Consider the following 12,661-nt stretch of genomic DNA (forward strand, 5'->3'; position numbering starts at 1 on the left):
CTCATACAACTATAAAATGAAGTGCAGACAAACTCAAAGTTCAAGCCCACCACACTTCAACCTAATCAACTTCAACTACGTATCCACAAAGAACGATAGAAATTCAGGAAGTTCAAAACGTACCAAAGCGCTAAAGCACGAGAATCACACTTACACTCATACAAAAAGAACTGCTCCCTCAATACCTTCCAAGTTCTACATTCCCTTCTACCTTCTAACACCCACCCAAAGCTTTCATTTGCAACTTCTCCCAAGCGCCAAAACCATTCCTACACGCTCTTACGCTCTTACGCTCTTACGCTCTTACGCTCTTACGCTCTTACGCTCTTACGCTCTTACGCTCTTACGCTCTTACGCTCTTACGCTCTTACGCTCTTACGCTCTTACGCTCTTACAAAAAAGTCCCTACCAGCAACCAATTGAATCACATTTCACCAATCCATAACCAGCAGTCCACAAGCAGCACGGAACGGAGGGAAAGGCGAAATGCCATAAGAGCCGACTTTGGAGTGCGGGAATCTACAAGTTACTCCTATTCCGTAGATTCCTGCGCTTCACCGGAGGTCGTTGGCATTCGCCTTTCCCGCAGTGCATGACCTCCACCTCACAGCGTATGCGTAAAACTCCATTTTACAAAAAAGAACACTCAGCACCAAAGAAAAGTTGCAAATGAAAAACCCCACCATACATGATTTGCCGGTTTACGCTTCAACAATAACAGTGCAATCCGGGAAATGATGTATGACAGGGTTCATCGAAATGGACGCCAGCGGTCGCCCAGCCATTCGCTGAGGCGCTGCCACGGAATGAACGGGCCAAGCCGGAGATCCCGGTTGCGACCGACGGTGTAACCTATGAACACTAACAATGCAAAGAACAACATATCCCAAAAACCAACCGTTACATACAAAACTCCGCAGCCAATGCCTGCCAGCACGCCAACAATACGTCCGCCGTGCGTCTCCCAGATCTGTTTCCATATCATGAGGATAGCCTCCCTCTACTGCACTCTGCTCTTGAATGCAGGCGAATGAACGATATTGGCGATATACACCGAAACATTGGAGACAGGAATACCTGTAATCTGCTCAATTTCAGTATGAATCGTTTTTTGCATAGTTTCCGTCAAACTAGGAATCGGCGTTTCTCCGTCTACGACTGCACGAATCGTAATATCCAGACCGGATTCGATTACACGGACGCGGGTTTTGAGATCGCGCACACCGCGCGTACGCCCGGCTACTTTCAACGTCATATTCTCAATCGTTTCTAGTGAAATCTGAATATCGCCAAACTCAGTATGCTGATGCACAGCATTCAGATTGCCGCGCTCCGTCCGAATCGACACATAGAAAAAGCGAATGCTCAGTAGAAATAGAACGACAGCAATCACAACGATCGTAATATACACATTTTGCTCATTCCGGTAATCCAGTTCCATCGGCACCTGACCACTAAGCAGCAGAATAACGAGTACGGACAGGATACCAATGCTGAGGCTATACATAAATAAGAGCAGTCGATCGATAATTTTAGCCAACAGTGTGCAGCCCCCTTACAATATACTAAACCCCAGACTGCCTCGTCAGGGGTTTATGATTGAGCGGCTTTGTCAAGCAAAGCCGACTCGCTTCTGGCATATACAATGTGCATATACGGGGTTGAAGAGAAGGCGGCAGGTGATATCCATAATGGACGCTGCCGCTTTCTTTTATTTTACACGGTGGGTGAATTCGCTCTCTTCCGTCTTCTCCACGGTTTCCAGATGGACATCGTGAATCTGCACGTTGACTTCAACAACGGTCAGCCCCGTCATCGTTTCAATGGAGCGTTTGACATTGCGCTGAATCTCGGCAGCCACTTCTGGCAAACGATGTCCGTACTGGACGATGACCGATACGTCAACCGCTGCTTCGCGCTGACCAACTTCGACTTTGACACCACGGGACAGATTTTTGCGTCCCAATAGCTCGGCGATTCCGCCAGCAAAGCCGCCGCTCATGCCTGCCACTCCGTTTACTTCAATCGTCGCCAGACCGGCGATGACCTCAATCACTTCCGGCGCAATCTGAATCTCGCCGATATCCGTCCGTTCAAATTCAGTCGGGAATGTACTCATGATTTATACACCTCCTGCCAAGTAAACTAAATATAACATGTACCCGGTTGCTTGACAAACGCAAGCCAGCGGGGATTACACTTCGTTTTCTTCGAGGAATTTGATGTCAAAATCGCCACGTACAAACGTCTCATGATTGAGCAGACGCAGGTGAAACGGAATAGTAGTATAGATACCTTCAATCGCGAATTCATCCAGTGCGCGTTTCATTTTGGCAATTGCTTCAGCACGCGTTGGCGCCCATACGATCAGCTTGGCAATCATTGAATCGTAATATGGCGAAATCGTATAGCCGGGATATGCACCGCTGTCGACACGTACGCCCGGACCACCCGGCGGCAGGTAAAAGTCAATTTTACCAGGGCTTGGCATAAAGTTACGATCTGGATCTTCCGCGTTAACACGGCACTCGATCGACCAGCCGTTGATGACCACTTCTTCTTGTGTAAAGGACAATGGATGCCCTTCTGCCACATGAATCATTTCCTGAATCAGATCGACGCCTGTTACCATCTCGGTCACTGGATGCTCTACCTGAATCCGGGTGTTCATTTCCATAAAGTAAAACTGTTCGTCTGGACCGAGTAGAAACTCCAATGTACCTGCACCAGAGTAATTCACCGCTTTGGCTGCACGGACAGCCGCAGCACCCATTCGCTCACGCAGTTCTGGAGACAATACCGGACAAGGAGCTTCCTCTACCAGTTTCTGACGACGACGCTGTACGGAACAATCGCGCTCTCCCAGATGCACGGCATTGCCATGACGGTCAGCAATAATCTGTACTTCGACATGCTTCATACCAGTCAGGAATTTCTCCAGATACACACCGCCGTTACCGAACGCTTTCTCGGCTTCTTGCTGTGCGTTTGTAATCTGCTTCACGAGTGATTCTTCATCCTCAGCAAGACGAATCCCTTTCCCGCCACCACCAGCAGTTGCCTTGATGATAACTGGATAGCCGATCTCGCGAGCGATTTTCACCGCTTCATTCAGATCTTCTACGATCCCTTCAGAACCCGGAATAACGGGTACGCCCGCTTCTTGCATCGTACGCTTCGCTTCGGATTTGTCACCCATGCGATTGATCGCATCTGGAGATGGGCCGATAAACGTAATGTTGCAAGATTCACAGATTTCAGCGAAATCAGCGTTTTCCGCCAAAAAGCCGTAACCCGGATGCACTGCGTCACATTCTGTCAGCGTTGCGATGCTCATCAGATTGGTCAAATTCAGGTAGCTGTCTTTGGACAGTGTTGGACCGACACAGTATGCTTCGTCTGCAAGACGAACATGCAGCGAATCACGATCTGCTTCGGAATATATGGCTACCGTGGAGATACCTAGCTCACGGCAGGCGCGAATAATACGAACCGCAATCTCGCCGCGGTTCGCGATCAGAATTTTTTGAAATTTCATTTGCCTTTCCTCCTTCAGCCTTATACGCGGATGCGTGGTCTTATTCCGGCTTCACCAGGAACAAAGGTTGGCCGTATTCAACCAGCTGTCCGTTTTCGGCAAGCACTTCGACGATCGTTCCGTTCACTTCCGCTTCCAGTTCGTTCATCAGCTTCATCGCTTCGATGATGCAGACTGGGGATTTGGTGTTGACTTTATCGCCTACACTTGCGAATGGTCCCGATTCCGGAGATGGAGAACGGTAAAAGGTTCCGACCATAGGGGACACAATTTTATGTAGTGTCGGATCGGCTTCAGGTGCTGCTGGCGTTGCAGCAGGTGTCGCTGCGGAAGTTGCTGCTGGTTGTGCTGCAACAGGTTGAATCGCTGGTGCTGCCGCTTGTACAGCCGGAGCCTGTACGAATACCGTTTCGGCTTTACCCGGTTTACGGATGACCAGGCGGGAGCCTTCATTTTCGATTTCAACTTCCTGTACGGACGTCTCGTCCACCAGTTGAATGAGTTCTTTGATCTCGTTTAATTTGAACATCTATACATTCACTCCTTTGGCTTTATCGCCTGTCAGATGAGCGCAATCTGGCGCCCATTTCGGGAAAATTACACATAACGCTATGTATTATAGCACATTCATCAAAAAGGCGTGAACATCTTTGTTCACGCCTTTTGCTGGAGAGCCATTTACCTATGATTTGGTGAACAACTCTTTATTCATTTTCAATTGTATATCGGAATAGGAACGAGTGTGTCACGATTCATCCTGCGAAACGATCCGACCAATACGTACAAGTAAACCGCTAGGGTCGCTAAATGCAAACTCGTACACTCCCCAAGGTTTTACACATGGGGTTCCTTGTTCGATAATCAAATCACTGACTTTTGCTGCTATCTCATCTACGTCATCTACATACAGATATATCCCAAACGGATTATCTTCCACATTGGGCGGCCAATTGGGAACATGATTCAAATGTAAATGCCAGCCGCGTCCGTCAGCGAGAATACGATAATGACCATAATCACTAAGTACATGAAAACCCAATCGTTTGTAGAACGCTTCACTCTCATCAAGATTGGCGCTTGCTATAATCGGAACGGAATAATGATTCATCATAATCTCCTCCCTACATATGCAATACGATTGATAAGGTTAGCCTGACTTTGCGCATGTTCTCTGAGCCTGAGCAAATATATCATCTCATTGTCTGCTAACGTATTGCAAAGGTATTAGAAGATACTGCAATCAACTTAACGACGATCTTGCGGGCCGCCGACAAAAGCTTGTTCTTCCGTGTCGAGACCGTAAGCGGTATGCAGTGCTGCTACAACATCGCCCAGCTTGCCTGCTTCGATGACACAAGAGACTTTGATTTCGGACGTACTTACCATTTTGATGCTAACGCCCTGAGCCGAGATCGCTTCAAACATCTGTGCAGCTACGCCTGGATGGCTGACCATACCAGCGCCAACGATAGACACTTTCACCAGATCGACTTCGGATGTCACTTCATCGTACGGCAGTTCGCCGCGGATCGCTTGAATCACTTGAAGAGCACGTTCACGTTCTTCGAGGTTAACAGTAAAAGAGAAATCAGCTTTGCCATTCATGACGCCGCTCTGTACGATAATATCCACGTCGATCTTGGCAGTTGCCAATTCGCTGAACATTTTGGCGAGTACGCCAGGTACGTCGTTGACTCCTCTGATCGTAATGCGTGCCACGTTTTTGTCATAAGCGATGCCACTAACTACCGCTCCCTGTTCCATAACCGCTTCCTCCTTCACTACCGTTCCTTCATTATAGTTAAAGCTGGATCGTACGACGAGGCGCACGTTGTTATGCTTGGCGTATTCTACTGCACGCGGATGCAATACCGCTGCGCCAAGATTGGCAAGCTCCAGCATTTCGTCATAAGAGATTTCTTTCAGTTTGCGTGCGCATTTGACAATACGTGGATCAGTGGAATAGATACCATCCACATCTGTATAAATTTCGCATACATCGGCATTGATGGCTGCTGCCAATGCTACAGCTGTCGTATCGGAGCCGCCACGACCAAATGTCGTAATGTCACCATCTTCGGTAACTCCTTGGAAACCAGCTACCACGACGATCTGACCAGCACCAAGTGCCTTCAGTACACGTTCCGGACGAATGTCGCGAATACGAGCACGGCTATGCTCTGCTTCTGTTTCAAAGCCTGCCTGCCAGCCGGTAAAGGATACCGCTTCACGTCCCTGATGTGCAATCGCCATCGATAACATCGCAATCGAAATCTGTTCGCCTGTCGTCATCAGCATATCCATTTCGCGCGCAGGCGGATTTGGATTCAGCATCAGCGCCTGATCAATCAGATCGTCTGTCGTATCTCCCATAGCGGATACTACGACTACACATTGATGTCCTTCATCTTGCTTTTCAATAATGCGTTTTGCTACGCGCTGCATGCGCTCTACATCGCCGACGGAGCTACCGCCGAATTTCATCACGTACAAAGCCAAGACATCTTCACTCCCTACTTGATACTGGCTTGGCAAGCGCCACAGCCATCATTAACAACATATCCATCATACCGAATATGACATGATATGAAATGCTCATTCTTTAACAGTATAATACGACAACGCGTTAAGTACTACCGCAAATTTTTCGTTTTCCGGCTGAAAGGAAACATACGTGTTCCCTATGTACATTGTACTGCACCTAATCATTCACGATCATTCACGGAATCCAAATGATCCTTGCAATGATGCAAATTTATAATGTTAACAGTATAATTATACATTAATCTTTATAAAAAAGCAGGCTGTTCTCATCGGATGATGAAGAGCAGCCTGCCTGGCAAAGCACAGATGGATCATCAATTACGCGCGGGATACGTATTTGCCTTCGCGAGTATCGATGATCAGTACATCGCCTTGGTTGATAAACAAAGGCACTTGAACACTGTGACCTGTTTCCAGTTTTGCACTTTTGGTTGCACCAGTAGCGGTGTTACCTTTGATACCTGGCTCAGTTTCAACAACTTCCAGCTCAACAGATGTTGGCAGGTTGATGCCGATAATTTCGCCATGATAGCTAACGATGTTAACAGTCATGTTTTCTTTCAGGAATTTCAGTTCCCATTCCAGTTGGCTTTCGTTCAGCTCAAACTGGTCATAAGTTTCGTTGTCCATGAATGTATGCTCTTCGCCGCTTGCATACAGGTATTGTACGCCACGGTTCTCGATTTGGGCACGGGCAATGGTTTCGCCAGCACGGAATGTGCGCTCAACCACGTTACCGTTACGCAGGTTTTTCAGCTTGGAGCGCACGAATGCAGCACCTTTACCTGGTTTTACGTGTTGGAATTCAAGAACGGAGAAAATGTTGCCGTCTACTTCCACGGTCAAGCCTGTTTTAAAATCGTTAACTGAAATCAAAATAACGCCTCCTCATGTATGGGTAAAGCCAGTGGTCATACAATATATGTTCATTTTTACTGCCGCTGAAACATTCGTAATGAATGTCATCAGCCTCACTTCTATATATTGTACCATTCTGCCAGCGTATATTGACGGCTGTATGCAGAATGTTGCGGAATGTGCGCTCGCGCATGCTCCATTTATTTTATTCGGCATCATCGTCTCCGCAACCTGCTGGAAGCGGAAAATGTTATGCCGGTAAAATCGTGAATTCTTTGCTGGAATGAGTCAGTACAGTAATCCCAGTTTCGGTAATCAACACATCATCTTCAATGCGTACACCACCAAAGCCCGGAATATAAATGCCTGGCTCGACCGTAACGACCATGCCCGGCTTGAGCACCATATCGCTCATTTTGGACAGGCGGATATCCTCATGTACTTCCAGACCGATTCCGTGTCCGGCACTGTGTCCGTACGCATCGCCATAACCGTGCGAAGAGATAATGTCGCGGGAGAGTGCATCCGCTTGCTTACCAGTCAGACCTGGTTTCAGGTTTTCCAGTGTATGCAGCTGCGATTCCAGTACGATATTGTAGATCTCACGATGTTTATGCGAAGGTGTACCTACGAATACGGTACGCGTCAGATCAGATACATATCCGTTGTACAATGCGCCAAAGTCGAACGTAATGAACTCATCGCGTCCTACTGGCTTCTCGCTCGCTGTACCGTGTGGCAGCGCGGAACGTACACCAGAAGCGACAATCGTCTCAAATGATGGACCGGAAGCACCCAGACGGCGCATGAAAAATTCCATTTCCATTTCCAGTTCTTTTTCGGTGACACCTGGCTTGATGTAGCCGAGGATATGCTCATACGTTTTGTCAGCGATTTCAGTCGCTTTTTGGATCAAGGCAATCTCGTCTGCATCCTTGAAGTTACGAATGCCTTCGACCAGTCCAGATACCGGCACCAGTTCGATTGGAGTCAATTGTTCCTTGTAAGTCGCATACCGGCTGAACGATACATGCTCCTGTTCAAATCCAAGCTTACCTACACCCCAACTAGATAGCAATTCCTTCACAGTCTCTGCTACATTCGGCTTGTGCTCCACGACGGTAAACGCAGTCGCCTGTTCCGGCGCCTGAGTCATATAACGGAAATCGGTCAGCAAATATGCCTGCTCTGCGGTTACCAGTACATAGCCAGCAGAACCTGTAAAACCAGTCACATACCGGCGGTTAATACCGCTTGTAATCAGGATTGCTTCCAGCTCGCGCTCCTGCATAGCCTGGCGCAATTGGTTTAAACGTGCTGTAGTCATAAACACTCTCCCCTTCGCTCCGTTCTGTCTTCAAATAGCCAGAGATTATTTTACCATACCAGCGGCATTTTTGAGAATAGTCAGTTGTAACATTCCGCATAGCGCAGCGGTTTGGAACATGTGGTAATGATACGGGAAATCCGCTACAATATAGTGTATCAACACTTTGCGCCATCATTCGCCATTTATTTTTACAGAAAAAGGCGTAAATGCTACTTTAACCATCATCCATCCGGATGATCAATTATGGAAGGGTGACTGTACTTGCCAAAACAATCTTCTCCAGTCAGCTATGGCGGCCAGGCCGTAATCGAAGGCGTGATGTTCGGCGGCAAACACGTCAATGTGACCGCAGTCAGACGCAAGGACGGTGAGATCACCTATCTGGAAGTTCCACGCAGTGACAAAGCATGGGTACGCTCTCTGCGACGTGTTCCATTGCTGCGCGGTATCGTCAGTCTGATCGATTCTAGCGCCAAAGGCTCGCGCCATCTCAACTATGCGGCAGACGCTTATTCTGAAGACCAGATGGACCCGGAAGAATACGCCCGCGAAAAGGAAAAAGAACAATCCAAAACAAGCCTCAATACGATTCTCGGTGTTGCCGTTGTCGGTATTCTGTCTCTAATCGTCGGCAAGCTAATCTTCACCGTCGTACCGGCAGCCATTGAAGGCTTCTTATTCTCGCATTTATTCCAGAGCCAGTTTTTGCATACATTGCTGGAAGGGGCGATCAAGATTATCCTGCTGCTCGCGTATCTGTGGGGCATCTCCCAGACACCGATCATCAAGCGCCTGTTCCAATATCACGGTGCCGAGCACAAAGTTATTACCGCGTATGAGAACGGCTCCGAGCTAACACCTGAGAAGGTACAGCAATTTAGCCGTCTTCACTATCGTTGCGGTAGCAGCTTTATTATTCTGACTGTCATTATTGGTGTATTGATCTACTCTCTCTTTCACTGGGATGGCATGACCGAGCGCATTATTCAACGAATTGTGCTGCTACCGGTCGTGATCGGCGTTTCATTTGAGTTTCTGAAGTTTACGAATAGTTTGCGGGATATTCCGGTGCTGCGTTATCTGGGCTACCCGGGATTGTGGCTGCAACTGCTCACGACAAAAGAACCTACGCTAGATCAGCTGGAAGTATCCATCGCCTCCTTCAACCGGATGCGCGAACTTGATACGCAGCTGGAACGACAATCTGTAGCCACAATTGTACCGGATGCTTCTCCTGACCCTGTGAAAGGATGATGTAATGATGAGAAAGTCACCTGCTCAAACGGTGTTTATTGGTGTTATGGCTGTACTGGCGTTGGTCGGACTGGTCTGGGGAATCTACCGCATGATCTTTATGCCTTCGACGATTGATTGGAGCGGTATTATCGTTACACTAGTGCTCATCGGCATTCTGATATTTGCTTTTCGTTCTTCGGCATTTCAAGGAGGCGCACGCAATCAACCGAAGGTGAAGCCGTCTGCGCGGACGATGGCCAAAATCAAAGCACAACAGAGCAATTACAAAAACGTGTCCAAGTCATCTCCTTTTGCCAAATCCGGTACACCAGGTAAAAATGTATCCGGTTCGGGCGGCAATAAGCCGAAAAAGAATTATCCGTTTCAGGTCATTCAGGGCAACAAAGGCAAAGATGACGAGGAAATTCCAAAGTTCCATTGACTATATGCGTAGAACCTTATCTTCTGTCCTAATCTACACGCTGTACCGATCTGGTACAACCTATAATAAAAGAGCTGCTTCCCTCGTAGGGAGCAGCTCTTTTTGTGTTGATTTCCGTTTACTTTCTATATCTCCTGCGCAATAGAATAGGCAGTGTAAGCAATCTCTGTCACTTGGATCATCCCAATGACAGGTTGCCTTTATAGTGACTTATAGTCCCCAGTACGAGCGCAGCTTGCTGAGCACATCCAGCGGGTTCTTTTTCAGGTCTTTGGCGCTGAAGAAGATGCTGCCTTTGATTGTGCTGTATTTGGCATTGTATTTGAGCTGGTTAATGATCTCATTCGAGGTATTCCAGCCGACTTCCGGGGTGTTGATTTTGTAAATGGCATGACCGATGTACAGATCGACGCCAGTGTTCTTCGTTTCATTTACCCACCAATCGACTACTTTGTCGTAACGGGCAACTGGCAGTGTCATGCTCCAGTATACCTGTGGTGCGATGTAATCGATCCATTTGTTTTTGATCCAAGTGCGTGTATCGGCAGACATGCTGTCATAAGCGGTCACACCAGCTTTGGTATCGGAACCAGTAATGTCAGTGGATTTGTTACGCCATACGCCAAACGGACTGACACCGAAACGAACAGATGGTTTAGCCGCATGGATGTCTGCGCCCAGATCTTGAATAAAGCTGTTGATGTTGGCGCGTCTCCACTCTGCTTTGCTGGAGGTTTTGCCTTTGTACGTTGTATACGTGCTATCGTCAGCAAATTTGTTGGATGTCGTTTCTGAGGATGGGTAGAAATAATCGTCCAAATGTACCCCATCCACATCGTAATTGTTCACGACCTCCATCACTGTATCAATGATCGATTGACGAGCCGCCGGAATGCCCGGATTGATGTAGTATTTGTTATCGAACTTGATCACCCAGTCCGGATGTTGAAGCACTACATGATTGGATGCTAGTGAACTTGTATTGGCATCGGTTGTCGCTCGGAATGGGTTAAACCATGCGTGGATCTCCATGCCGCGCTTGTGCGCTTCGGTTACCATATAAGCGAGTGGATCATAGCCCGGATTTTTGCCCTGTGTGCCGGTCAGATATTTCGACCATGGCATCGTGGACGATTTGTACAATGCATCACCAGAAGGGCGAACCTGTACGAACACCGCGTTCATTCCCATGCCCTGCAATTGATCCAGCAGACTGGAAAACTCCTGCTTTTGCTTGGTAGCACCGGATGTACTGCTGCTTGGCCAATCCAGATTGAATACGGTAGAAATCCATGCACCACGCATTTCCTTTTTGGCACTGGTGGTCGGTTTGCTTGTTGTACTGGTCGAGGTTGATGTACCTGTCGTCGTACTACCCGAGCTGTTCGACGTTCCCAGCACGCTACCATTGCCAGTTGTGCTGCCAGTCGTTGTATCGTCGCTAGCTGTACCGCCTGTTTGCAAGGTTACGGTCTGCGTCCCTTGGTTCCAGCCAACAGTCAAGCCAAGACCTTCACCGATAAAACGCAGTGGCACCATCACGCGTCCGCCTTTCATTTGAACCGATGTATCCAGCGATACCGACGTACCGTTGACAGTAGCGGTAGGTTGCCCTGACGTCAGTACCAGCTTGTTCTTACCGCTATTAATCGTTACAGTACTGGTCTGTTGATTCCAGCCGATCGTGGCACCTAGATTTTCACTGATCAGTCGCAGCGGCACCATCGTGACATTGCTGTCGCTCGTTATGTACGGAGCTGCGTCTCCTTGAATCGTCTTGCCATCCAGTACAATCTGAATGTTCGATGCTGCTGAAGTCATCGTACTGCTGATGATCGGGAAAATTACGACGAGTGCCAGAAATAAAGATGTGAAGCGAATCCATTTCATATGTTGTTGTACCTCCAGTACATCATTTGCCCCTCTGCCCAACGTCTCTCTATACGGCATACTGCTCTTAGTTAGTTAAACCTGATTCACGGTCAAAAGTTGCGCACAAAATAAAAGACATCTGTCAGATGAACGACAGATGTCTGCCTTATGAATCGCTAACTAGCTCATTTTGCAGCTGTTTCAGTGCTTCCACACGTTCCGGGTCGCGTCGGAAATATTCAACCAGCGTCTCGATTTGCGTAATCGAATCCCAGCTCAGATGATGCTCAATGCCTTCTACGTCCTTGTATATATAATCGGGATTGACTCCGATAATATCCAGAAAATCTTCCAGCAGTTGGTGACGCTCTACGAGTCGTTTCCCCATTTTCTTCCCTTTGCTTGTCAGCACGAGGCCACGATATTTCTCATAAATCAGGTACTCATCTTTATCCAGCTTCTGGATCATTTTTGTAACGGATGAAGGATGAACTTCCAGCCCTTCGGCAATATCCGATACACGCGCATAGCCCTTTTGATCAATCAGCTTGTAGATGCGCTCCAAATAGTCTTCCATACTGGGCGTTGGCATCTTGCTCCCCCTTTAATTACACTCTCTAATACGTGATCATGTCGCGTGTTCCACACATCGCTGCTTGCGACCAGAATCACATGGTTCATTCAATAATCATACATGGAATAACGAGCGGTTGGCAAGTTTTCACCTGTTTTTTTACCGGATAAAGAACCTTTCACACACGCTGCACATCCAAATCGCAGCGGTATGAAAGGTTCGTTCCAACTTGTATATCCGTTCTCGTTTTCGTATGAAAATAACGGT

Annotated in this window: 13 protein-coding genes; 2 read left to right on the top strand and 11 right to left on the bottom strand. The window is 47.7% G+C overall.

What is annotated here, in order from left to right; genetic code table 11:
- Positions 1–751: 751 nt before the first annotated feature.
- The 9 genes from ACDE64_RS15375 to ACDE64_RS15415 form a co-directional block, all read right to left on the bottom strand.
- A complete protein-coding gene (locus ACDE64_RS15375; RefSeq protein WP_411347401.1) occupies positions 752–985 on the bottom strand; it encodes a DUF2273 domain-containing protein in 234 nt (77 codons plus the stop codon).
- 15 nt (positions 986–1,000) lie between these two features.
- Positions 1,001–1,540 (bottom strand): alkaline shock response membrane anchor protein AmaP, encoded by a 540-nt coding sequence (amaP, locus tag ACDE64_RS15380; RefSeq protein WP_411347402.1) that lies wholly within the window; start codon positions 1,538–1,540, stop codon positions 1,001–1,003.
- A 171-nt stretch (positions 1,541–1,711) separates the two neighbouring features.
- Positions 1,712–2,119 carry an Asp23/Gls24 family envelope stress response protein gene (locus tag ACDE64_RS15385; RefSeq protein WP_411343020.1) on the bottom strand — a complete coding sequence of 136 codons (408 nt, stop codon included), beginning with the start codon at positions 2,117–2,119 and terminating at the stop codon, positions 1,712–1,714.
- 75 nt (positions 2,120–2,194) lie between these two features.
- Positions 2,195–3,538 carry an acetyl-CoA carboxylase biotin carboxylase subunit gene (accC, locus tag ACDE64_RS15390; protein WP_411343021.1) on the bottom strand — a complete coding sequence of 448 codons (1,344 nt, stop codon included), beginning with the start codon at positions 3,536–3,538 and terminating at the stop codon, positions 2,195–2,197.
- A gap of 40 nt (positions 3,539–3,578) precedes the next feature.
- Positions 3,579–4,067: an acetyl-CoA carboxylase biotin carboxyl carrier protein gene (gene accB, locus ACDE64_RS15395; RefSeq protein WP_411343022.1), complete on the bottom strand. Its 489-nt coding sequence runs from the start codon at positions 4,065–4,067 to the stop codon at positions 3,579–3,581.
- A 216-nt stretch (positions 4,068–4,283) separates the two neighbouring features.
- The gene (locus ACDE64_RS15400; protein WP_411347403.1) at positions 4,284–4,649 is read right to left on the bottom strand and encodes a VOC family protein; all 366 of its coding nucleotides are present in this window, start codon (positions 4,647–4,649) and stop codon (positions 4,284–4,286) included.
- Positions 4,650–4,783: 134 nt separating this feature from the next.
- A complete protein-coding gene (locus tag ACDE64_RS15405; RefSeq protein ID WP_411343024.1) occupies positions 4,784–6,037 on the bottom strand; it encodes an aspartate kinase in 1,254 nt (417 codons plus the stop codon).
- A 363-nt stretch (positions 6,038–6,400) separates the two neighbouring features.
- Entirely contained in the window at positions 6,401–6,958 is a 558-nt protein-coding gene (gene efp / locus ACDE64_RS15410) for an elongation factor P (RefSeq protein WP_411343025.1), read from the bottom strand.
- A 232-nt stretch (positions 6,959–7,190) separates the two neighbouring features.
- Positions 7,191–8,267, bottom strand: a complete 1,077-nt coding sequence (locus ACDE64_RS15415) for a M24 family metallopeptidase (RefSeq protein WP_411347404.1) — start codon at positions 8,265–8,267, stop codon at positions 7,191–7,193.
- A 264-nt stretch (positions 8,268–8,531) separates the two neighbouring features.
- On the opposite strand from ACDE64_RS15415, the gene ACDE64_RS15420 reads away from it, so the two are divergent.
- Together ACDE64_RS15420 and ACDE64_RS15425 are read left to right on the top strand one after the other, a co-directional pair.
- Positions 8,532–9,524: a DUF1385 domain-containing protein gene (locus ACDE64_RS15420; protein WP_411343027.1), complete on the top strand. Its 993-nt coding sequence runs from the start codon at positions 8,532–8,534 to the stop codon at positions 9,522–9,524.
- 4 nt (positions 9,525–9,528) lie between these two features.
- Complete coding sequence (locus ACDE64_RS15425) at positions 9,529–9,948, top strand: hypothetical protein (protein WP_411343028.1); 420 nt, start codon at positions 9,529–9,531, stop codon at positions 9,946–9,948.
- 210 nt (positions 9,949–10,158) lie between these two features.
- Here the strand turns inward: ACDE64_RS15425 and ACDE64_RS15430 are convergent, their stop codons facing one another.
- Complete coding sequence (locus ACDE64_RS15430) at positions 10,159–11,838, bottom strand: family 10 glycosylhydrolase (protein ID WP_411347405.1); 1,680 nt, start codon at positions 11,836–11,838, stop codon at positions 10,159–10,161.
- Between the two features lie 148 nt (positions 11,839–11,986).
- Positions 11,987–12,412 carry a transcriptional regulator MntR gene (gene mntR, locus ACDE64_RS15435; protein ID WP_411343030.1) on the bottom strand — a complete coding sequence of 142 codons (426 nt, stop codon included), beginning with the start codon at positions 12,410–12,412 and terminating at the stop codon, positions 11,987–11,989.
- Positions 12,413–12,661 lie beyond the last annotated feature (249 nt).

The sequence above is a fragment of the Paenibacillus sp. WLX2291 genome (assembly GCF_046603665.1).
Lineage (GTDB): Bacteria > Bacillota > Bacilli > Paenibacillales > Paenibacillaceae > Saccharibacillus.